The organism is Bradyrhizobium sp. URHD0069 (assembly GCF_000701345.1).
Classification (GTDB): Bacteria; Pseudomonadota; Alphaproteobacteria; order Rhizobiales; family Xanthobacteraceae; genus Bradyrhizobium.
In genome coordinates, this window is the sequence record NZ_JNIJ01000022.1 from 75,224 (window position 1) to 96,598 (window position 21,375).

Sequence of the window (21,375 nt, forward strand, 5' to 3'; positions counted from 1 at the left end):
ATGACGCTCGAACAGCTTCGCATCTTTATTGCCGTTGCCGAGCTTCAGCACGTCACGCGGGCGGCCCAAAATCTCAATCTGACGCAATCAACCGTAAGCTCCGCCATCCAGGCTCTCGAAACCCGCCACAATGTACGGCTATTCGATCGAGTCGGGCGCCGCATCGAACTAACCCGGGCTGGAAAGTCCTTCCTGGCCGAAGCACGCGATGTCGTGATTCGCACCCGGAATGCGGAACAGTTTCTCGATCAATTTGGCGACCTCAGTCGCGGCGTGCTCGCCGTTCATGCCAGCCAGACCATCGCCAGTTATTGGCTGGTGCCGCACCTCGTTCGGTTCAAACGGCAATATCCTGGCATCGAAATCCAGATGGGGATCGCCAATACTGCGCAGGTGGCCGATGCCGTCGCATCAGGTCAGGCCGATCTCGGTTTCACCGAGGGCGCCATCGACAACGACGCGCTGTCCGAGGAGACCATCGCGCAGGACCGGATGTTGCTGGTGTTCGGCAGCACCAGTCGATGGGCAACGCTGCCCATGAAGGCGATCCCCGATTTGCTCGAACTGGATTGGGTACTCCGCGAACCGGGATCCGGGACGCGCTCGGTTTTTGAAACTGCCTTGACCGATGCCAAGATCGACAAGAGCCAGCTCAGGATCGCGTTCGAGTTTTCGTCCAACGAGGCAGTTCGAACGGCGGTCGAAACCGGTGCAGGCGCCACAATGATATCGGAATTGGTCGTTGCATCGCGGATCGAGGCTGGCGTGCTGAGCAAATCCGATCTCTTACAACCTTGCCGGCATTTCAAGCTCGTCCGTCATCGGGACCGGCATCCGCCGCCGGTTGTGACGGCCTTTACCAAAATGCTGCAAGCAAAAACCAGCAGTCTGCTGAAGCCCAGAGAATGAAGCGTTTATTCTTTGACGGGGTCCACGTTGAACATCGCGGCATTGGTCGCGTCGCCGCCAACTTTCTCCCTTCTCACCTCACTCGATCTCATCCGCTACTTCACTGATCGCTTCATAGACCAGGTCGAGTTCGCTTGCCGTGCTGCAATATGGCGGCATCAGGTAAATGGTGTTGCCAAGCGGCCGGATAAGCAAACCCCGCGCGAGAAAGCCTTGGTAGAGACGGGGACCGATATCAGCCATATAGCCTGCGTCACTATCTGCGATGTCGAGCGCGGCAATGGTTCCGATCTGGCGAACATTTGTAAGGCGCCCATCCTCACGGAAGCGATCGAGTCCCTTTGTGTGAAGGCGGGCAATACCCGCGATGCGCTCCCTTACTGGCTCTCTCTCCCAAATCTCCAGATTTGCGAGGGCGGCCGCGCACGCGATCGGGTTCGCGGTATAGGAACTGGAGTGGAAGAAGGTCCGGGTGCGATCCGTCGAATAGTGCGCTTCGAAAATGTCCGCGCGGCAGAGGGTCACCGCCAACGGCAACGAACCGCCGGTAAGACCCTTGGAATAGCACGCTATATCCGGCGTGACATTGGCCTGCTCGCAAGCGAACAGCGTGCCTGTCCGGCCCCACCCTGTCATCACTTCATCGGCGATGAAGAGAACGCCGTGCGTTTTGCAAACGCGCTTCATCTCTGCGAGAACCCACGGCGGATAGATGAGCATGCCGCCTGCGCCGAGAACCAAGGGCTCAACGATGAGCGCAGCGATTCCTCCTCGCCGGCATGCTGCGTTCAACGCATCCAGCGCCGCCTCTTCGCGCTCCATGGACGGAAACGGAATCCGCTCGACATCGAAAAGCAGGGGACTATAGGGTGCATTGAAGACGCCGCGTGCGCCAACCGACATGCCGCCGATGGTGTCGCCATGATAGGCGCCCTCCAGAGCCAGGATGCGGCTGCGCTTCTCGCCGCAATGTCGCCAAAAGCCCAGCGCCATTTTCAACGCGACTTCCACCGACGTCGATCCGCTGTCGGAAAAAAAAACGTATTCAAGCTCTGGTGGCGTGATCGCAATGAGATGACGCGCGAGCTTTTCCGCGGGCTCGTGCGTGAAACCGGCGAAGATCACCTGATCGAGACGGTCCACCTGATCCTTGATCGCCGTAACGATATGCGGATGACGATGACCATGAGTCACGACCCACCACGACGAAATGGCGTCGAATATTCGGCGACCATCGGCAGTCTCGAGCCAGGCACCCTCGCCTTTGGAGATCGGCGTCGCCTCGGGCTGCACGGCATGCTGGGTGAACGGATGCCATACGGCAGATGTCGATTTCATCCGATCGGCTCCTTCAGAAAATCGCCGATATCGAAATGGCGGGCAAAGGTTGCCCGCAGCACGTCGCCCGTCAGCGGCGCAACATGCGGAAGACGACCAAGACGCGGCACACGACCCATGTGGACGATGACGCGCTCGGTTTCGACATTCTCGTCTCCAGTGAATACGATACCGAGAAGCGCTATACCGCGAGCACGCAGAGCCTCGATCGACAAGAGGCTGTGGTTGATTGTTCCGAGCGTGGTGCGGGCGCAAAGCAGCACTGGCGCGCGCCACTGCGCGATGAGGTCGATATAGACGACTTCGCGTGTCAGCGGCACGAACAGCCCGCCAGCCCCCTCCACGACCAGCGGCTGGTCGGTATTCGGCAGAACGAGCGCCGCAGGATCGATGGCAACGCCATCGAGCTCGGCAGCAAGATGCGGTGATGCCGGTGTCTTCAGCCGATAGGCCTCGGGCAACACCCGTTCGCCGGGAAGACCGGACAGCCGCAGAACCGTCTCCCTGTCCGTTTCCTCCTGGACGCCGGCCTGAATTGGTTTCCAATAGACCGCATCCAGAGCACCGGCGAGCGCGGCTGCAAAAACAGTCTTGCCAACGCCAGTATCGGTGCCGGTTACAATTATGCGCGTGGTCATGCGGCTTTCCGCATGTCCTCAGCCAAGGCCTTAAACAAGTCCACCACAATAGCTTCGTTGACGTTCAACGTGAGCGCGATGCGAAGACGCGCGGTGCCCTCTGGGACGGTCGGCGGACGGATCGCCCGGATATCAAAGCCCCTGCGCTGCAAAGAAGCTGCGAGAGCGACAGCCGCCTGATCGGCGCCGATGATCACAGGAAGAATTTGCGAACCGGACGGCTCGATATTGCAACGACGGCGAAGCTCGCTTCCCGCGAATTGAACCAGACGTGCGAGTCGATCACGGCGTTCCGAATTGGTCCTAGAGACTTCGAGGGCTACTCGTGTGATTGCGGCAACAAATGGCGAGGGTGCAGTCGCGAAGATGAAGGGACGAGCACGGTTGACGAGAAAGTCGCGGATGATTCTCGGCGCAAGGATAAAGCCGCCGACCGTCCCTAGTGCCTTGCCGCAAGTGTGCAGGGTGATGACATTGTCGCGGCCCTCGAAGGCTGCAGCGAGTCCCCGCCCCTGCGGCCCAAGCACGCCGGTCGCGTGCGCCTCATCGATCACGACCATGGCCTCGTGGCGATCCGCAACTGCAAATAACTCAGCAAGGTTCGGGCTGTCGCCATCCATGCTATATAGACTTTCGACCGAAAGCCAGGGCCGGCCTTTGCCACCGGCTGCGCGCCAACGGACAACCGTTGCGTTGAAGGCGCCGATATCATTATGCGGAACCCCGACGAAATCAGCACGTCCCCGACGAAGTCCTTCATGGACGCTCGCATGGATTAGTTCGTCATGGACTATAAGGTCCCCAGGCTGCGGCAGGGTCGAGAAGATCGCGAAATTGGCGATGTAGCCACCGCCAAAATAGAGCGCCGTATCGGCGCCGAAATAGGCCGCCGCTTCGCTCTCAAGCGCTTCATGCTCTGGATGGTTACCGCGCAAGAGACGCGATCCGCCCGATCCCACGGGCACGCCACGCGCCACCGCGTCGGCAGCGGCGCGCCTCAATTCCTCGGATTCAGCCAAACCGAGATAATCGTTCGATGTGAAATCTACTCCAGACCGTTCGCAAAGCGCCCGTAACCGGCCCCGCCCTGCGAGTTCGCGCAAATCGCTCTCAAATCCCTCATGCATCTTCGTCTCTCTCTCTCGCGCGCGCCCGCGCGAGCGCGCACGGTTGACCGAGCCCGGAATTGTCCGCGTCTCAATAAGGCACTCAGCTTCGTCCGTTGGATGGATCGCTACCAAACCTCAAGATCAGTTCTTTCCGCTCCTGAATTGACTGCCACGATTCGGAGCGACGACAGTTAAGTCGACGCCGACAAAGTCACCATCGTCCTTGCTTCCGCTCTTTCCATGCCGAGCCGCCGAAGCAAGTGGTGGTCCTTGTCTTCGCTGGGATTGGTCGCGGTCAGAAGCGTGTCGCCGATGAAAATTGAATTGGCCCCGGCCAGGAAGCAAAGCGCCTGCATTTCATCGGTCATCGCAGTCCGCCCTGCAGACAACCGAATATCGGACATCGGCATTAGGATCCTCGCCAACGCGACGGCGCGTACAAAGGAAATCGGATCGACGGGTTCGGCCTTGGCGAGTGGCGTCCCTTCAATTGGAATCAGCATATTCATGGGCACGCTGTCCGGATGTTCGGGAAGATTCGCAAGCGTCCTCAGCATTTCCACGCGGTCGAGCGGTTGTTCTCCCAACCCGAGGATGCCGCCGCAGCAGACCTTCATACCCGCTTCGTGGACGTGCCTGAGCGTATTCAAGCGGTCAGCGAAAGAGCGCGTCGTGACAATCTGATCATAAAATCGTTCCGATGTGTCGATATTGTGATTGTAGTATTCGAGGCCTGCGTCGGCGAGTTGGCGCGCCTGCTCTGCGCTGAGCATGCCCAGAGTCATGCATGTTTCCATCCCCAGTGCCTTTACGCCCTTGACCATTTCGATCACTGGCGCCATATCGCGCGCCTTCGGCGATCTCCAGGCTGCACCCATGCAATATCGAGTCGCACCAGCAGCCAATGCCGCCTTTGCTTGCTCGATCACTCGCACCGGATCTATTAGCTTGGATGCATGACGCGCGACGTCGTGATGGGCGGACTGGCTGCAGTAGCCACAATCCTCCGGGCATCCGCCGGTCTTGATGTTCAGGAGTCTGCTGAACTGTACTTTGTTGGGATCGAACACGGCGCGGTGGATCGTTTGTGCCTTGAAGACCATATCCATGAAGGGAGAATCGTAGATCGCCAGAGTTTCGTCGCTCGACCAGTCATGGCGGATCGTGAGCAAATCCCTCCCTTGGGGAGAATTGTTCTCCTTCATTTTACGATCGCTGTTCGAGGCTGAAGAAGATCGTTTCGTTTCGACCTGTTGTATCATCGACGGCTCCTATTCGAGAAAAGCTGATCTGGCAGTCGCGGACTTCAAACTGAAGTCCCACAAGATAGTCGGCCGCCTGCGATGGAGTATGGGAGCACGCTGCCCCAGCCCCAGCCAGTATTTCCTAGCTGCGCCCAATGGTCATCTGCTCTCGAGCCACAAATTCTGAACTCGCCAGACCTTCAACATTACACGAGGTGGAACAGGATCAAGTCAGGACTGATAACGATCACCTTACGAGCGATGCGACGACGTTTCTTAAGTTGTGAGGAGTCCGCCATCGACTGGTATCACTGCTCCGCTGATAAAGCTCGCCCTGTCCGAAGCGAGGAAGGTTACCGCGTCTGCGATATCCGCAGCAGTCGCTAACCTGCGTAGGGGTATGCGCGATACAATACGGTCGACCGATTCCGCAGTAAGGCTCGAGTGTGTCATCGGAGTGTCGGCGACTGCGGGCGCGATCGCATTGACAGTGATTCCAGACGGTCCGAGCTCGCGCGCCAGTCCCATCGTCAGAGCAACGACACCGGCTTTGCTCGTGCCGTAGAGAACGTTACCAATCGAGCCGCCCCCGCGCGTGGCCGATATAGATGCGATATTCACAATCCTCCCATGTCCCTGCGCAATCATTGTATCTAAGACCGCGCGTATAGAATTGGCAACGCCGTGAAGATTGACGGCTATGACACGCTCCCATTCAGCACTTGAAGACCGCTGGAACAATCCCGTGCTCAATATGCCGGCATTGCAGACCAATATATCCAACCGCAGATCTTGTTCGACGACAGACTTGACCGCCTCAGTGAGGGCGGCGGCGCAAGTGACATCGACGAGAACAGCTCGCGCATTGAGGCCTTTTGTTCTAAAGGAAGCAGCAGTCCGTTCCGCTTCCTCACCATTGCGATCAGCGATCCAGACAATGCATCCTTCTGTTGCGAGGCTATTTGCGATAGCGGCTCCGATTCCGGCGGCGGCGCCAGTAACGAATGCGATACGACCCCGGAGACCGAGTTCCATTTCAAATATCCTCAGCCTGCTCTCGGAACGACCTTCACTACGCCGTCCGCAGGCATAATTCCGGGAGGTGTAGCCTCGTCTACAACCATGTCTCGTTTGTGCGTCTCTCGAATGAGAAACACCGACAGCGTGCTGATAAGGCTGACCACGAGAACGTAGGCGCAGATATACCAAGGTTGATTGTCGTTAATCCGCAAAAGTTCGGTCGCGATCAACGGTGTCAACCCACTCGCGAAGATTCCGGAGAACTGATAGACGAACGAAATTCCGGTGTAGCGAACACGCGTGTCGAACAGTTCGGCGAACAGCGCGGCTTGCGGCCCATAGACGAGCGGATACGCGAACGCAAAGGGAATGGCGATCGCCAGCCAAATAAGCCCCGGTGAGCGCAACTCCATTATCCAAAATGAAGGAAAAACCAGCAGACCAATCAATAGAGAGCCGGCGCCGAATACTCTACGGCGGCCGAACCGATCCGACAGCATCCCACAGAGCGGCAGCATGACGATCATGATCGCGGAAGCGATAATCACGCCAAACAGCGCCACCTGTCTGGGCATTCCGAGCGCCGTCGTAACGTAGGCGATTGAAAAGACTCCGAACATATTGAACGTGACACCTTCGATGTAGCGAGCCCCGAGTCCAAGAAGTATGTTTTTTGGATGGGTGCGCAGGAGGTCCAAGAAGGGCGCTTTTGACTCCTGCTGCCTTTCTTTAACACGTGCGAATGCGGGGGTCTCGAGCACCTTCAGGCGGATATACAAGCCGACTACAACGAGAGCCGCGCTGAGAAGGAAGGCAACCCGCCAACCCCACGCAAGAAATGAAGCATCTGGCAGGAGCGACAGCAGCGCAACCATGCCGGAGCTCAGCAGCAATCCCGCCGGAACGCCGATTTGCGGCCAACTGCCGTAAAATCCGCGACGGTTGTCCGGGGAATGCTCGACTGCCATCAGGACTGCGCCGCCCCACTCGCCGCCAATGCCGATGCCCTGAAAGACGCGCAGCAGCAGGAGGAGAATCGGCGCCCAGATGCCGATCGATTCGTAGGTGGGAAGAAGTCCGATCAGGAATGTGGCCAACCCCATGATGAGGAGGGTAAGAACCAGGACGACCTTACGGCCAACGCGATCACCATAGTGGCCAAAAATAATTCCGCCGATCGGTCTGGAAATGAAGCCGACGAAGAATGTCGCATAGGCGAGCAACGTCCCAACCACCGGATCATAATTTGGAAAGAACAGCTTGTTGAAGACCAGTGGAGTCACAACGCCATAAAGGAAAAAGTCATACCATTCAATCGTGGCGCCGACGGAGCTGGCAAATGCCACCAAGCGGATCGATACTTTTTCCTCGACATGTTTATCGCTCATTTGATCCTCCCCTTTGATTATTATTTTAGTGCGCATTCTTTCCTTGAAAATTGCTGGACCGGCTAGGTGCTGTCTGCCGACGGCAGGGACAATATCCGCCGTGCCTCAGCCGGAGTTGCCGCGCGACGCCCATATTGATGCGCCAGATCGGCGACTCGCGCGACAAGCTCAGCATTGCTGCTAGCCAGGCGCGTCTTATCGAAGCGGAGATTGTCTTCGAGACCGGTTCGGGTATGTCCGCCGAGTTCGAAGCACCACTGGTTCATCTCGAGTTGATGACGGCCAATGCCTGCCCCGGTCCAAGTCGCGTCCGGCATCAATTCGCGCAGCTCCGAGACGAGAAACTCGAGAACCTTCCTCCGGCCCGGGAGAGCATTGGGAATGCCCATCACGAACTGAACGTGAACCGGCGCCTTCAGCAAACCACGTTGGAGCAGAGCCTTTGCGTTATACAACATCGCCGCGTCAAAGACCTCGATTTCAGGCTTGACGTTATTTTCCAGCATGCTCGATGCCAGTGCATCGACGAGTTGGGGCGGATTTTCATAGATCTGGTTTGGAAAATTGACCGAGCCTGTCGACAGCGACGCCATGTCGGGCCGAAGGGCGATACAACGCCCTCGTTCCGACTGGCTACGGCCCCGGCCCCCGGTCGAGTGCTGAACAATCATACCAGGACAATGTTTCCGCACACCTTCCTGCACCTCAGCAAAAAGATCCGGGTCCGAGCTTGGGCTCTCGTCCGGATTGCGCACGTGAATATGAGCCAATGCTGCTCCCGCTTCGAAAGCTTCGTGAATCGACTCGATCTGTTCGCTCGGTTTGACCGGCACCGCCGGCGAATCCGCCTTGCGGGGGATGGCACCGGTAATCGCGACGGTAATGATGACAGGCTCACTCATGCTATGACCTTGCTATCCTGTTCGATTTACGAAGCATGCTGGATCAAGTGGAAAGACCGAATATCTCTACGCAACGCAACTTCCTTAAGAAGCGTCGCGAGCGGCGTGTCCGCAAGCGGATAATCCGTGTTGATCGGTCCAGCGCCGCGCAGTTGCCTCACGACCGAGTCAGGATAAAAAGCCGCCAACAGCAGATCGTCGTCAGAGATAAAGGGCCCGCGTTCGCGGCGCAGCTTGGCGATCCCCGGTTCGAGAAGGTCTCCGGGCCGAGCCGTTATAGGACTCTCCCCGCGCGTGATGCGGTCAAAAATATTCTGATCGATTGGACCGGCCACCTCGCCGTAGTGTCCAAGTACATATTTGCGCACCTCGTCCGGCACATTGGCGTAGCGTTCCTGGCCCATAACGTTCAGGACTGCCTGCGTCATGACGAACTGTGCGAAAGGGCTAACAATTATCGGATAGCCGAGCTCCCGACGCACGCGCGCTGCCTCGTCCAAGACTGCGGGAAGCTTATGACCAAGACCAAGCGCCTCAAGTTGCGACTTGATGTTGGAAATCATGCCGCCGGGCATTTGATGCTCGTAGTGGAAGGCATCGTACTCGGAGATCACCCCAAGCGGCTTATCCTCGCGTTTTGCTATATAGCGAAGCCGCTCGGCAACTTCTTCAACGGGGCCCAAATTCAGGTCAACATCAAACCCACGCCTTTGGGCGTTTGCTACAAACTGTTCCGTCGATGGATGCGAAGCACCGTTGGCAAGCGCCGAGGTCGCGGTATGAACGACATCAACACCAAGTTCTACGGCCTTGATCGCCCCGTAAGGAGCGAGTCCTGTAAGACAATGCGAATGGAGTTGAAGCGGCAAGTCTCCGCAGACCCCCTTGAGAACGGGAATCAGCGTCTCTATGCGCTCTGGCGTTAACAGACCGCTCGCATCCTTCAGGTAAATCGCATCAACTCCAAGCGCGATCAGCTCGCGAGTCTTCCTTACGAAATATTCATCGGTGTGAACTGGACTCACCGTAAAAACTATGCCGCCCGCCGTGTAGAGGCCGACTCTTTTGGCCGCTCGAACCGGCCCTTCCATGTTTCGCATGTCATTTAGCGCATCATATGGCGTGTGGTATCGGATGCCGTTGGCGAAAATGCGTTCGGCAGTTAACGCCACTATGTCGTCAGGAAAGAACTCGAAGGTAAATAGACTTTGGCTACGCGTCATAACGATCAGCGGCGTCTCTTTCATCCAGCCGCTCACAATGCGCATCCGCTCCCAAGGATCCTCACGTAGGTAGCGAACGCAAACATCGAAGACAGCGCCGCCAACAAGGTCGATCGCCTCGAATCCTGCGCGATCCAGCCGCGGCGCCAGATCCGCCATCATAGCAGTTGTCATGCGCGTCGCCCAAAGGCACTGGTGCGCGTCGCGTAATGTTACGTCGATCAACCGAACCGTCTTGGTGTTCAATGTCTACTCCGCCTCTGAAAAACTGTTTTCGACCCAGCGCGTATGCACGTCGCCCGCGGCGAATTCAGGTCTCGATAACAACTCTGCATGAAACTGCACAGTCGTGGGCACACCCCTGACCTCGAACCGTCGCAGGGCCGCACGCGCAGATGAAATCGCTTCATTGCGACTGTTCTCTACGATGATCAGCTTGCCCAGCATGGAGTCGTAGAAAGGCGGCACTTGATAGCCTTGATAGACGTGGGTATCGAAGCGAATTGACGGACCACTCGGCGGTCGCCAAGTCGTCAACATGCCGGGCGACGGCCGAAAACCGTTTTTCGAGTCTTCCGCATTGATCCTGAATTCGATCGCGCTGCGGCTGTTCGGCTCGGCAGGCGTGCCGAAGGAAAGCCTTTCGCCGGCAGCGACCCGGAACTGCTCAGCCACGAGGTCCACATCAAAAATCATCTCGGTCACAGGATGTTCGACCTGGATCCTCGTATTCATTTCGATAAAGAAAAACTGCCCTGATTCAGTATCGTAGATGAATTCGATCGTACCTGCATTTTCGTATTTTATGCCGCGAACGAGCGCAAGCGCCGCCTCCGCCATCTTGCGCCGTATCTCGGGTCGGAGTGAGGGTGATGGTGCCTCCTCAACAAGCTTTTGGTGGCGACGCTGAACACTACAATCGCGCTCCCAAAGGTGAACGGCACCTCCATGTCTATCGCCGAAGACCTGGATCTCGATATGTCGCACCTTTGAAAAGAACCGCTCCAGGTAAATTTCCGGCTGCCCGAAAGCCGCCTCCGCCTCCGCGGTCGCCTGCTCGAACTGCGGCGCAAATTCGGCGGCGCACGAGGCGATCCGCATACCGCGTCCACCACCGCCCCCGGTCGCCTTGAGCAGCAGGGGATAACCGATCTGATGCGCAAACGGCGCGGCATCGAGCGCGCTTGTGAATCCAATTTCCGATCCTGGGACCACGGGAACGCCGAGAGATGCAGCAGTGCGACGCGCCGCGACCTTGTCGCCCATCAGCGCGATCTGATCGGCTCGCGGCCCCACGAAGGTGAGACCCGCATCCGCGCAAGCAGACGCGAACGCGCTTTTCTCGGAAAGAAAGCCATATCCCGGATACACCGTGTCGCAGCCCGTCGCTTTCGCGACCTCTAGAAGCGCGTCAGCCTTTAGATAGCTGTCTCGCGCCGCGGGCGGACCAATGCAGATTGCCCGATCGGCCGCCCAGATGTGAGGAGAGTTGGTATCCCCCGTCGAATAGACAGCAACGGTTTCGATCCCAAGACGACGGCAGGCCCGTATCGCCCGAAGCGCGATCTCCCCCCTGTTTGCGACGAGAACTCGTTTCACTGTCTCTCCCATCTGGAATTCGATTTTCGGATCGATATTCAATATTGTGTCCACAAAATCCGTATTGCAAGTTTTTTCCTATCAGTTTATGATAATCCATGCGCAAATCAGACAAAGCGACAACTGGAAAACGCAGCCGTCCGCAGCCAGAGCTTGCCGTCGTACCGGAAGTAGTCGTGCGGCTGGACGACGCTGGCGGGAGTTCTTCCACACTAAAGCCATTCGCTTTTCTTGAGGCGATTGCGCAGGCGGAACGAGCTCTCAGCGTCTCAGAACTCAGCGGGTTACTGAACGTGCCACAGCCTACCGCACACCGCATTGTGCATATGCTCGAAAGCGATGGTTTCCTCGAACGCGAACCTGGAAGCCGCCGCTATGTGCCGGGCGCGCGCCTTGTTCGCCTCGGATTTGGCGTGGTGTCGGTATCGGCGCGAACCGCACCGCGCCGCGCAATTCTCGAGGCTCTCTCCAAGGAGATCGGCGAGACGTGCAATTTCGGGATCAGGGTTGGCAATCATCTCATGTATCTCGACCGCGTTGAGGCTGCTTGGCCGTTCGGTTTGCGCTTTGAGCCTGGTTCGCGCGTGCCGCTTCACTGCACCTCCATGGGAAAACTGTTCCTCAGCTTTATGTCGCCGATTCAGCGTCAGCGCCTTCTCAAGATCGCGCCGCTTCACCATTATACCGAACACACAATCACGGATCCGACGCAGCTCGAAGACGAGTTCGAACGTATCCGGGCCTTAGACTACTCCACCGACGATCAAGAATTTCTGGCGGGCGTCGTCTGTGTCGCCGTTCCAGTTCGCGCGCAGAATGGCGGCGTCGCCGCCGGACTTGCCGTCTCCGCGCCTTTGGCCCGCATGTCGATGAAACGCGCGATTCAATGCGTCCCGCTCCTCCGCGCCGCCGCAGAGCGGATGGCCGATACTTTCGACCGGGCCTCTGAACCACTTATTCGAGGCGAAAAAAAATAACTGGAGAAGTCAGGAGATGGCGTTGCGTTACGATCAGGTGGCGGATCTCATAAAAATCGTCGATGCGAGTGCCTGCGAAGAGGTAGTGCTTGAAACCCCGGAATTGAAGCTGATCCTTCGGCGCCACGGCGCGCGAAACACGGGCGACCTTCCGGCAATCCACGTTGCGCCCGCTCCGCATGCTGTCGCGACGCGTGTAGCGGAGCTCCCGGCTACGGCAATACAACCGAGCGCACCGCCGAATTCGGCAAAGATAATAGCAGGGACGATCGAAATACGTGCGCCAATGGTCGGCACATTCTATCGGGCAGCTTCTCCTGAAGCAGCTCCGTTCGTGGAAATAGGAACCATTGTCGCGCCCGGTGCCCCTCTCGCGATCATTGAAGTCATGAAATTGTTCACGACCGTCTATGCTGAAACTGGCGGACGGGTTGTCGATATCTGCGCGACAAACGCTGAACTCGTCGAATACGGACGCGTCATTTTTGTCATCAAGGAAGTTGCTTAAAGAAGATGCCGAGCGGCACGGCGACGTAGACATGATCAACGCCCAAGGGGGGAATAACGATGCGTATCACGAGACGCTGGATGGTTGTCGCGCTGGCGGCTGCGATTCTGCCTTCGTTGGCCGGTTATCAAGCCCATGCCGAAGACAAGCGGTTCACCGATTGGGGCTGGCCAGTGCCTTACGAAAAAATTTCCGACAAGTCGGTCGCATGGCTGCAGCAGAAAGGATGGTGGCCGGTCGTCTTCGGCTGGCAAGGCCCGTTCTCGGGTCAGAATACGATCAATGTTGTGCTGTCGAAAACCGACCTGTTGAAACAGCGCGGTCTCGAAGCCAAATTCCAGGCATTCGCCGCCGGTCCTGACGTCAACGAGGCTGTCGCCGCGGGAAGGGCTCAGGTCGGCAACGGAGGAAACTTTCCATTCACATCGCTGATCGATCGCAGCATCCCGGTCAAGGCGCTCGCGGTGGTCGCTCCGAACCTGAAGCACTCGACCGTCGCGCCAAAGGACAGCAAGTTGAAGACGCTTTCCGATCTGAAGGGAAGCAATCCGCCGGCGACGATCGGCATCGTGACGGGTTCATCGGCGGAGTTCTATTTCACGCAAGCGGCGGAAGCGACCGGTCTCGTGATCGGCAAAGACATCATCTTGAAAAACATGCCGCCTTCAGAGCAGATGACCATGGCTCAGGGCATCGCCGCCGTGGTGCCGTGGGAACCCACGGTTACGATCATGACCGAGGAGCGAAAGAACGGCAAAGAGATCGACACGATCTTCGCGTATAATTTCTACGAAGGCCGCTTCTATGTCAGGCAGGAGCTGATCGACAACGTTCCCGACGTCGTCCAGGCCATCAGCGACGCGTTTATCGAAGCATCGCTCTGGATTCGCATGTATCCCGAGAAGGCGGCGGATTTCCTGGCCGCCGAACCGATGCTGAAGAACTACGGCCGCGAACTACTTCTCCAGCAGATCCGGTTCTACAATAACCTCTACAAACCGACTTACAGCTATCCGCTTGCCCGGTTCTGGGGAGAGGAAGACGCCCGGATCGCGAACTGGCTAAAGGCGCGCAACCGAATCACCAGGTCGCTGACGGCCGATGACTACGCGCAGTCATTTGACCCACGTTTCATGCAAAAAACATACGAGAAACTTGGCTGGGCGATACCGACAAAGCCGTCGTTTATCCCTGCAAATTGGCCGGGCAAAGTCGGCCACCTGCCCTATCCCCCCTATCCCAATGTCGAGACGCTCAAGCAGCCGCAGCCGTGGCCGGAACCCGGCGACTTGACCCGGGAATGGACATTCGCTGGAAAAACGTATCAGCCGTAGTTCTCATCGCAGACAGGTCCGAGGATTTCCAGGATTCACCGAGTCCTCTGATCTGCTGCCGAAGGAATGGAATGGATGGACCGATCCAGCGCAACGGCTACGCAGACCTCCGACAGACCCGCGGCGCCGCTTGAAAACTCCAGCGTCAAGCCGGAAGTGAGCCCACGATCGATGCGGCTGATGATCGCCGGCTGGGCAATTCAGGCGCTTCGATACCTTCCCAAGCTCGCGACCCTCGTCGTTCTCGTTGCGATCTGGCAGTTTACCTCGACTGTCTGGTTACCGCGCATCGATCCCTACCGCGCCGTGCTGATGCCCGCGCCAAGCGTCGTTGCGAAGACGGCTGGTTTGATGATCGTATCGGGAGAGCTCGGTTATCACCTCCTCGCAAGTCTGAAGCGTGAGGGCGTCGCATTTCTTTTCGCGCTGGCGGCAGTGCCTCTCGGCCTGTTCATGGGATGGTTCCGCTTGATCCACGCCCAGCTCGACCCTGTGATCGAGGTGTTGCGGCCGATTCCGCCTTTGGCCTGGATCCCGCTCAGCATCCTGTGGTTCGGCATCGGCGACGAGCAGAACGAATTCATCATCTTTCTCGGCATGGTGTTCCCGATTCTGATCAATACGATCGATGGAGTCCGCAAGGTCGAGCGGAATCTCGTGCGCGCGGCCCGAAGTCTCGGCGCATCAGAATACAGCGTCCTGACCAGGGTCGTATTGCAGGCGGCCCTCCCCCAGATTGTCACCGGAATTCGGATTGGTCTTGGTGTCGGGTGGATGGCGCTGGTCGCGGCGGAACTCGTCGGCGCGAGCTCCGGCCTCGGGTTTCTCATCAACGATGCACGCAGCGTCCTGAGGACGGACATCATCGTCGTCGGGATGTTGACGATCGGCATCGTTGGACTGTCGATCGATTTAGCCTTGAGGGACACGGCGCGCAGGCTATTGCCTTGGTCGGCGCAGCAGTCGGAATGAGGGAACCAGCCTATGGGACATCTCGCCGTGAAGAGCGTTACAAAAATGTATGGCAATCCAGCATCCGATAACACCGTTGTCGCCCTGCAGGACGTCACACTCGAAATCGAACACAATTCGTTCTGCGCCATTCTTGGCCATAGCGGTTGTGGCAAGACTACTCTTCTGAACATGGCCGCAGGATTTGAGCAGCCCACCTCCGGCCAGATCACGATCGATGGGCGCGCGATCACTAAGCCAGGCTGGCAAAACACGATCATCTTTCAGGAATATGCGCTGTTCCCCTGGCTAACTGTCGCGCAAAATATTGGGTTTGGATTGGAAATGAAGAGCCTCCCTTCGCATAAAAGGGCGGAGGCCATTCGCCTGCATGTCGATCTCGTCGGTTTGCAAGGCTTCGAAGGGCGCTTTCCGCATCAGTTGTCCGGTGGCATGCGGCAGCGCGTCGCTATCGCGCGGGCACTCGCGGTACGGCCGGAAGTATTGTTGATGGATGAACCATTCGCCGCGCTGGATGCGCAAAATCGCAGCGCGATGCAGGACGAACTCGTTCGCATATGGCAACGAGAGCCGAAGACGGTGATGCTGGTCACTCACAGCATCGACGAAGCGATCAAACTTGCGGACCAGGTGATCGTCATGACCAGGCGACCCGGACGGGTGAAGGCAATCATCGATATCTCACTTCCCCGCCCGCGTGACGAGGACGACGCGCGATACCTGTCGCTTAAAAAGCAGCTTCGTGGACTGGTGCACGATGAATTCTGAACGAAGAAGAGGTCCCGCCGGGTCCGACCTGGTGGCGAGCCGCAATCGGTGGCGCGGCAATTCAGGCATGCTAAATGCAACAACATGCGCACAGGTTGCAGCCGCGACGACATTAATGGCGCTGCGAAGGCACTCGAAACCTACGTCGGTGGATGGAGTCAGTTCTCGCCTGACAAGCTTTCACCGAAACGGGATCAGTTCTTAACTGACAAGCTTTCCAAAAAAATACTATGAGAGGCTATTAGAGGTTCGTTTCAATGGCAATTTCAGATGCGGATTTTTCCAGCAGCGGTACATAGCTCAACGCGGTTTCCACTGACATTCTAAAGCTGGGTGCATGGATAGAAAGTGTTGCGACAACAGTTTGGTCGCTTCGCCGGATCGGGACGGCCACGCCTATAAGTCCCAAATGATATTCTTCTTTATTGATTGCAATTCCACTATTCCGAATCGTCTCGAATTCTTTTTCCAGTTGGTCCGGATCGGTCAGGGTATTACTCGTGTACTTCCGTAGATGAAGACCCGCAAGAAGCCTTTGTCGTGTTTTGGCGTTCATCTGGGCCAGCAGAAGTTTTCCGGATGCTGTGCAATGCATCGGCACGCGCGAGCCGGCGTGTAGCTGCATACGAAGCGGCCAGTCGCATTCGACACGTTCGAGATAAAGAACCTCGTGATCTTGAAGCACTCCAAGATTGCAGGATTCTTGTACCTGATCGACCAGCTTCCGCATGATCCCATGGACAACCGGTTGCCGCGCACGAACCGTGAGTGCATCGATGGCAAGCTGTAGCCACGTGGCTCCGACGGTATAGCCTTTTCCGCCAAGGTCGCGGCCCACCACTCCAACCTCTTCAAGTTGCGAAAGCAACCGGTGAACTGTCGGTTTAGGCATTCCGATGTGTTCGGCCAGCTCCGCGAGTTGCTGGGGTTCGTTCGCTGCGGCGATCGCTTGCATCAGCCGAACGGCCTTTTGAATCGCAGTCGATTTCGCGACGTCACGAAAATCATCATCAGGATTAGCCAGCATCTCTTAATCCTTTGCAAGGTGCGCCAAGTCTACCCAATATTCGAGAGCGGCAATCGTACATTAGTCCAGTTCGCTCCAAGCGCCCACACGCTCGATTGTGTTGTGAGCAAGGGCTTTCAAATCGATGCTTTTCGGACCTCCATCCAGTACGACTGTGGCGCCCTCGCACCTCAACGAGGGTGCAAGAAGCTGTACCGGCGTTTTCAAAAACCCGTTCATTTCGCCGGCAGTTGAGACGCGGTCTAGACCAATACACATCTCCATCCAGCATCCGAGATCGGTTGCAACGCCATTACCGAGAACCGCTTTCATGCCGCGATCGGCAATCTGCCGGAGGCCTTTCTCAAGCGTGTCGAGCGTACCAAGCTTCATAAGCTTGAGTTTGATGTAATCCGCACACCCGAGTTTGGCCGCGCGATCAATATCTTCCAGAGTGTAAATTGATTCATCAAGCATGAGCGGAACATCTCCTGCGCCGACAAGTGCAACGGCAGAATCCCAATCTCCGGCGGCACAAGGCTGCTCGACCAGTTCGACTCCGGCTGGATTGAGCTTTCGCAGAAAGTAAAGGGCCTGATCGCGCCGATAGCCTTGGTTGCCATCAATGCGCATTTTGGCGCGGCCGGCGACAATGCGTCGAACAGCGTCCACCTGCTGCAGATCGGCATCGGGCTCCCAACCGATTTTGACCTTTAAAGTTTTATACCCTTTCGCAATGAGCGCTTCGATTTCCTTTTCGAGCTCGGCAACTTTATCACTTTTCCCGTTGACCGTTCCGAGCAGTTCGAAGCGGCCGGTGCGCTTCAGACTTTGGTGGCCGTTCAGCCAGTCGAGCGCTGTCAGAAATGCAGTCGCGGTAAAAGGTGCGAGATGCAGATGAGCATTCGCTTTTGCCTTCAATTCCCCGGTCGTTTTGCAATGCGAGAGCTCGGCCGCGATCGTCCAACTGTCTTCGACAGTTTCATCGGTGTAGCCGGGCAAGATCGTTGCTTCCCCCCATCCAATTCCTTGCTCGCTGATGACCGCCACGAGCAGCACGTCGAACTGCCGTTGCTCCCCAAAGGCGAGGCGGTAAGGGACGGTTAGCGGCAGCTGAAGCTTTGCTGCGGCGAGCCGGATTGAGGAGCCATTTGAATGGGTCATTCTGCGCCGTTTCATTTTCCGGAATGTATTGTACCATTTTTTTGTAGACGAAGAGTTTTTTAGCTGTCAAGCTAGCGGCAATCGAATGGGTCAAAACGGCCTAAAAATAAAAATTCATAAATAAAATCAGGGAGAAACACCATGTTGCGGCCTCGGATGGTCCTCAAAGTCGCGGTTTTGATAGCTGGCGTATGCGGCCCCGTATCAGCGATGGCTGAGACGTTTCCTTCGCGTCCCATCACCTTCATCGTGCCTTGGGGAGCCGGGGGCGGCGCCGACCAGTTGGCGCGAATTGTCAGCAAATTGGTCGAGCCCGAACTGAAAGTATCGGTGCCGATCATCAACATGCCCGGCGCGACAGGTCAGACCGGTCACACCAAACTCGTGACGTCCCCGGCCGACGGTTACACGGTTGAGGTCATGACCGGCGACACATTCGCGCTGTTCATCGCCAAAAATGCGCGTTTTAAACTCGATCAGATCACGCCACTCGCGGTGATGATCCAGCAGCCGTCGGGTTTTTTCGCGAATGCGACGGGGTCCCTCCAAACATGGGACGACGTTCAGAAGATCGTCGGCGATAAGGAATTGCGGATGGCGGTGACGGGCTACGGCAGCCCCGACGACATGTCCGTCAATTACTTCAAGAACAAGGCGATGAAATTTCAGAGCGTATCGTTTGCCGAACCGGGCATGCGGTATGCTTCCGTTGTCGGCGGGCAGAGCGATCTGATTTACGAGCAGGCCGGCGACATTCGCAGTTTCATCGACGGCAAGCAGATCAAGCCGGTTCTCTTCTTCAGCAAAAAGCCTGTCGAGGGATTTGAGGACGTGCCGTATTCCGGCAAGCTTGGCTACAATGTTTTTCTTCCACAGTTTCGTGTGATCGTGGCTCGCGCCGGCACGGATCCGGCGATCGTGAAAACTTTGTCTGCAGCGCTCGCCAAGGCCGCGGACACCAATGAGTTTCGTGATTATCTGAAGCTGCAATACGCCGAGAAAAACAGCTTCATCGGGCCGGCGGAGAGTCTGAAGTTCATGAAGGACTGGCTCGCCGAGGCGAGCCAGCTTTCGCAAGCCAATTCCGATGCCGCCCTCGTGAAGTAGCGGCCATGCTCGACAGCTCAGACAACGCCCCTATGCCCGGCAATGCTGACTCTGGCAGTTCGATGTCTGCCGCCAAGTGGCTTGCAGACTTCGGGCCTTACGTCTTCATCATCTGCGTTGGCATTGGTCTCTATTACATCGCAGATCAAATCTCTTACGCCGCGGTCCCCGGTCAGATGGGTCCCGAAAGATGGCCAAAGATCATCATCGGCATGCTGATTGCAGTTTGCGGCTTCGAGATTGTTCGACGGATCGCCGTGGCAAGAAGAGGCTCCGCTGCCTCGACGCAAGCGGACGATACGGATGGAGGCTTCTCGCAGCAGATGGAGGCGCATCCACTGCTCGTGGCGGGGGCTTCCGCGGCAACAGTCGCCTATCTTTTGTTGCTCGACATCTGCGGTTTCTTCGTTGCGACGGTCTTGTATCTGGGATGCGTGATGTGGCTCGGCGGAATTCGTCGGCCGATATTCGTGAGCCTGATGTCGGTGGTGCTGAGTTTCGCATTCTCCTTCTTCTTCATGAAGTTGATTTACGTCGCTCTGCCCTTGGGTGAAGGGCCGTTCGCGAAAATCTCCCTGGTTGTCATGACACTGGTCGGCGTTCGCTGAGGGCAATGAAATGGATAGCTTCGACCTTCTTTTGAAGGGCTTTGTTGAGGTCTTCAAATGGCAGGACATGATCGCGCTGGTGATCGGTCTTTGTGTCGGGATGGCCGTATCGGTCTTGCCTGGCCTTGGTCTGGTGATGGGCGTCGTTCTTGCCTTGCCATTCACCTATTCAATGAGCTTGGAGACGTCGATCATCTTGCTCACGGCCATTTATATGTCTGGGACATATGCGGGCTGCTACACGGCGATCCTCTATAAAATACCGGGCGAGCCCATGGACGTTCCCCTGTTATGGGACGGATGGGGGATGACGATGAGGGGAGAAGCGGCAAAGGCGCTCGGCTGGGCGCTCGTCGCCGCGCTGATCGGGGGGCTTGTCTCGTCAGCCGTCATGGTCAGCTTGGCGGGCCCGCTGAGCCGGCTTGCATTGAGCTTTGGTGCGCCGGAGTATTTTGCGGCCGTCTTCTTTGGCTTGACCACGGTGGTAGCGCTAGCCGGCAAATCTCTGCCCAACGCGCTCATCAGCATGTGCATCGGCTTGCTGATTTCTACCATCGGAATCGACAGTACCTATGGATCCGAACGCTTCACGTTCGGCTCGGATGTTCTCCTCAACGGCGTGCCGTTCGTGATGGTGCTGGTCGGTATGTACGGTTTTGGGGAAATTCTCGACAAGATCGGGCAGGGCTCTAAATCCATCACGTTACCGGCGGTCGGAAGCACCGCGACGAGCCTTCCGTCATGGTCGGAGTTATGGGGGCTGAGAGCAACATTTGCGCGCAGCACGGCTATCGGCACGTTGCTCGGTCTCATTCCCGGCGCGGGAGCGACGATTTCGTCATTCGTGTCGTACGGCATCGAAAGGCAATACGGCAAACGCGGGCGCCAGATCGGTACAGGAATTCCTGAAGGAATTGTCGCGCCGCAGATTGCATCGACGGCATCTGTCGCTGGTCACATGGTGCCGTTGCTGACGCTGGGTCTGCCAGGCAGCGGTGCGACCGCGGTCATACTCGCGGCGTTTCTTCTGCATGGCGTCCAGCCGGGTCCGTTCATGCTGAAGAACCCGGAGTCCGCGCAGATCGTTTACACCATTCTGGCGTCGATGTTCGTGTCGGTGATCGGCATGTGCCTCCTTGGCTTCGTGTGGATCCGCCTCGTGATCAAGGTTCTGAAGGTGCCGCAGGGCATTCTGATCGCCGTCATCGCGTTGTTCGCGCTGATCGGTGCATTTGCCGATCGCAACAGCATGTCGGATTTGTGGATCGTCGTCGTCTTCGGCGTCATCGCCTGGATCATGGAGCGTGTGAAGTTGCCGGTCGCGCCGATGGTGCTCGGCGCCATCCTTGGCCCCATTGCCGAGGATTCGTTCACGCGAAGCATGATCACCTTTCACGATGACTGGACGGTGTTCTTCCAATCACCGATCAGCGCAGTGTTGATGTTGCTGTCGCTGGTGTCGCTGGTGTTCCCGATGATCAAGAGCGCACTTCAGTCAAGACGGCGGTCACGTCAGGTGACGTTGGTGGAGGCTGCGATATCGGCAAACTCCGGCTAAGCA

At 57.3% G+C, this 21,375-nt stretch carries 20 protein-coding genes; 9 read left to right on the forward strand and 11 right to left on the reverse strand.

What is annotated here, in order from left to right; genetic code table 11:
• Positions 1-909, forward strand: a complete 909-nt coding sequence (locus N554_RS0114920) for a LysR family transcriptional regulator (protein ID WP_081851274.1) — start codon at positions 1-3, stop codon at positions 907-909.
• A gap of 78 nt (positions 910-987) precedes the next feature.
• Here N554_RS0114920 and N554_RS0114925 read toward each other — a convergent pair whose 3' ends face one another.
• From N554_RS0114925 to N554_RS0114965, 9 genes are all read right to left on the reverse strand, one after another.
• Positions 988-2,247, reverse strand: coding sequence for an adenosylmethionine--8-amino-7-oxononanoate transaminase (locus N554_RS0114925; RefSeq protein ID WP_029584201.1), 1,260 nt, complete (start codon positions 2,245-2,247; stop codon positions 988-990).
• On the reverse strand, positions 2,244-2,885 hold the full coding sequence (bioD, locus tag N554_RS0114930) for a dethiobiotin synthase (RefSeq protein ID WP_029584202.1): 642 nt from the start codon (positions 2,883-2,885) through the stop codon (positions 2,244-2,246). Before bioD ends, N554_RS0114925 begins: the two co-directional genes overlap by 4 nt.
• Positions 2,882-4,012 carry an 8-amino-7-oxononanoate synthase gene (locus N554_RS0114935; protein ID WP_029584203.1) on the reverse strand — a complete coding sequence of 377 codons (1,131 nt, stop codon included), beginning with the start codon at positions 4,010-4,012 and terminating at the stop codon, positions 2,882-2,884. The genes bioD and N554_RS0114935 overlap by 4 nt, the downstream gene beginning before the upstream one ends.
• A 173-nt stretch (positions 4,013-4,185) precedes the next feature.
• Positions 4,186-5,199 carry a biotin synthase BioB gene (bioB, locus tag N554_RS0114940; RefSeq protein ID WP_051677505.1) on the reverse strand — a complete coding sequence of 338 codons (1,014 nt, stop codon included), beginning with the start codon at positions 5,197-5,199 and terminating at the stop codon, positions 4,186-4,188.
• A 315-nt stretch (positions 5,200-5,514) separates the two neighbouring features.
• Positions 5,515-6,273, reverse strand: a complete 759-nt coding sequence (locus N554_RS0114945) for an SDR family NAD(P)-dependent oxidoreductase (protein WP_029584205.1) — start codon at positions 6,271-6,273, stop codon at positions 5,515-5,517.
• 11 nt (positions 6,274-6,284) lie between these two features.
• Complete coding sequence (locus tag N554_RS0114950) at positions 6,285-7,646, reverse strand: MFS transporter (protein WP_029584206.1); 1,362 nt, start codon at positions 7,644-7,646, stop codon at positions 6,285-6,287.
• Positions 7,647-7,708: 62 nt separating this feature from the next.
• Positions 7,709-8,548: a 3-oxoadipate:acetyl-CoA acetyltransferase gene (locus tag N554_RS0114955; RefSeq protein ID WP_029584207.1), complete on the reverse strand. Its 840-nt coding sequence runs from the start codon at positions 8,546-8,548 to the stop codon at positions 7,709-7,711.
• A gap of 26 nt (positions 8,549-8,574) precedes the next feature.
• On the reverse strand, positions 8,575-10,017 hold the full coding sequence (locus N554_RS0114960) for a pyruvate carboxylase subunit B (protein ID WP_029584208.1): 1,443 nt from the start codon (positions 10,015-10,017) through the stop codon (positions 8,575-8,577).
• 3 nt (positions 10,018-10,020) lie between these two features.
• On the reverse strand, positions 10,021-11,382 hold the full coding sequence (locus N554_RS0114965; RefSeq protein ID WP_029584209.1) for an acetyl-CoA carboxylase biotin carboxylase subunit: 1,362 nt from the start codon (positions 11,380-11,382) through the stop codon (positions 10,021-10,023).
• Positions 11,383-11,546: 164 nt separating this feature from the next.
• Here N554_RS0114965 and N554_RS0114970 point away from each other — a divergent pair, with 164 nt between their 5' ends.
• The 5 genes from N554_RS0114970 (at position 11,547) to N554_RS0114990 (ending at position 15,929) form a co-directional block, all read left to right on the forward strand.
• Entirely contained in the window at positions 11,547-12,347 is an 801-nt protein-coding gene (locus tag N554_RS0114970) for an IclR family transcriptional regulator (protein ID WP_210165379.1), read from the forward strand.
• A 16-nt stretch (positions 12,348-12,363) separates the two neighbouring features.
• The gene (locus tag N554_RS0114975; protein ID WP_029584211.1) at positions 12,364-12,855 is read left to right on the forward strand and encodes an acetyl-CoA carboxylase biotin carboxyl carrier protein; all 492 of its coding nucleotides are present in this window, start codon (positions 12,364-12,366) and stop codon (positions 12,853-12,855) included.
• Between the two features lie 59 nt (positions 12,856-12,914).
• A complete protein-coding gene (locus tag N554_RS0114980; RefSeq protein WP_036053245.1) occupies positions 12,915-14,189 on the forward strand; it encodes an ABC transporter substrate-binding protein in 1,275 nt (424 codons plus the stop codon).
• Positions 14,190-14,264: 75 nt separating this feature from the next.
• Positions 14,265-15,161 carry an ABC transporter permease gene (locus tag N554_RS0114985; protein WP_197033589.1) on the forward strand — a complete coding sequence of 299 codons (897 nt, stop codon included), beginning with the start codon at positions 14,265-14,267 and terminating at the stop codon, positions 15,159-15,161.
• Positions 15,162-15,173: 12 nt separating this feature from the next.
• Positions 15,174-15,929: an ABC transporter ATP-binding protein gene (locus N554_RS0114990; protein ID WP_029584214.1), complete on the forward strand. Its 756-nt coding sequence runs from the start codon at positions 15,174-15,176 to the stop codon at positions 15,927-15,929.
• A 241-nt stretch (positions 15,930-16,170) separates the two neighbouring features.
• Here the strand turns inward: N554_RS0114990 and N554_RS0114995 are convergent, their stop codons facing one another.
• A complete protein-coding gene (locus N554_RS0114995) occupies positions 16,171-16,956 on the reverse strand; it encodes an IclR family transcriptional regulator (RefSeq protein ID WP_029584215.1) in 786 nt (261 codons plus the stop codon).
• A 60-nt stretch (positions 16,957-17,016) separates the two neighbouring features.
• Positions 17,017-18,099, reverse strand: coding sequence for a mandelate racemase/muconate lactonizing enzyme family protein (locus N554_RS0115000; protein WP_029584216.1), 1,083 nt, complete (start codon positions 18,097-18,099; stop codon positions 17,017-17,019).
• 141 nt (positions 18,100-18,240) lie between these two features.
• Here N554_RS0115000 and N554_RS0115005 point away from each other — a divergent pair, with 141 nt between their 5' ends.
• The 3 genes from N554_RS0115005 (at position 18,241) to N554_RS0115015 (ending at position 21,372) form a co-directional block, all read left to right on the forward strand.
• Positions 18,241-19,206 (forward strand): Bug family tripartite tricarboxylate transporter substrate binding protein, encoded by a 966-nt coding sequence (locus tag N554_RS0115005; RefSeq protein ID WP_245283613.1) that lies wholly within the window; start codon positions 18,241-18,243, stop codon positions 19,204-19,206.
• Between the two features lie 62 nt (positions 19,207-19,268).
• Complete coding sequence (locus N554_RS0115010; protein ID WP_081851276.1) at positions 19,269-19,814, forward strand: tripartite tricarboxylate transporter TctB family protein; 546 nt, start codon at positions 19,269-19,271, stop codon at positions 19,812-19,814.
• A 10-nt stretch (positions 19,815-19,824) separates the two neighbouring features.
• A complete protein-coding gene (locus N554_RS0115015; protein WP_029584219.1) occupies positions 19,825-21,372 on the forward strand; it encodes a tripartite tricarboxylate transporter permease in 1,548 nt (515 codons plus the stop codon).
• The last annotated feature ends 3 nt before the right edge of the window (positions 21,373-21,375 follow it).

Bases quoted from the DNA above. Each gene is read 5' to 3' on its own strand.
- N554_RS0114965 (WP_029584209.1), bottom strand. From the start codon at position 11,382: ATGGGAGAGACAGTGAAACGAGTTCTCGTCGCAAACAGGGGGGAGATC.
- N554_RS0115005 (WP_245283613.1), top strand. From the start codon at position 18,241: ATGTTGCGGCCTCGGATGGTCCTCAAAGTCGCGGTTTTGATAGCTGGC.
- N554_RS0114925 (WP_029584201.1), bottom strand. From the start codon at position 2,247: ATGAAATCGACATCTGCCGTATGGCATCCGTTCACCCAGCATGCCGTG.
- bioB (WP_051677505.1), bottom strand. From the start codon at position 5,199: ATGAAGGAGAACAATTCTCCCCAAGGGAGGGATTTGCTCACGATCCGC.
- N554_RS0114935 (WP_029584203.1), bottom strand. From the start codon at position 4,012: ATGCATGAGGGATTTGAGAGCGATTTGCGCGAACTCGCAGGGCGGGGC.
- N554_RS0115015 (WP_029584219.1), top strand. From the start codon at position 19,825: ATGGATAGCTTCGACCTTCTTTTGAAGGGCTTTGTTGAGGTCTTCAAA.
- N554_RS0114945 (WP_029584205.1), bottom strand. From the start codon at position 6,273: ATGGAACTCGGTCTCCGGGGTCGTATCGCATTCGTTACTGGCGCCGCC.
- N554_RS0114985 (WP_197033589.1), top strand. From the start codon at position 14,265: ATGGACCGATCCAGCGCAACGGCTACGCAGACCTCCGACAGACCCGCG.
- N554_RS0115010 (WP_081851276.1), top strand. From the start codon at position 19,269: ATGTCTGCCGCCAAGTGGCTTGCAGACTTCGGGCCTTACGTCTTCATC.
- N554_RS0114975 (WP_029584211.1), top strand. From the start codon at position 12,364: ATGGCGTTGCGTTACGATCAGGTGGCGGATCTCATAAAAATCGTCGAT.
- N554_RS0114920 (WP_081851274.1), top strand. From the start codon at position 1: ATGACGCTCGAACAGCTTCGCATCTTTATTGCCGTTGCCGAGCTTCAG.
- N554_RS0115000 (WP_029584216.1), bottom strand. From the start codon at position 18,099: ATGACCCATTCAAATGGCTCCTCAATCCGGCTCGCCGCAGCAAAGCTT.
- N554_RS0114990 (WP_029584214.1), top strand. From the start codon at position 15,174: ATGGGACATCTCGCCGTGAAGAGCGTTACAAAAATGTATGGCAATCCA.
- bioD (WP_029584202.1), bottom strand. From the start codon at position 2,885: ATGACCACGCGCATAATTGTAACCGGCACCGATACTGGCGTTGGCAAG.
- N554_RS0114980 (WP_036053245.1), top strand. From the start codon at position 12,915: ATGCGTATCACGAGACGCTGGATGGTTGTCGCGCTGGCGGCTGCGATT.
- N554_RS0114950 (WP_029584206.1), bottom strand. From the start codon at position 7,646: ATGAGCGATAAACATGTCGAGGAAAAAGTATCGATCCGCTTGGTGGCA.
- N554_RS0114955 (WP_029584207.1), bottom strand. From the start codon at position 8,548: ATGAGTGAGCCTGTCATCATTACCGTCGCGATTACCGGTGCCATCCCC.
- N554_RS0114995 (WP_029584215.1), bottom strand. From the start codon at position 16,956: ATGCTGGCTAATCCTGATGATGATTTTCGTGACGTCGCGAAATCGACT.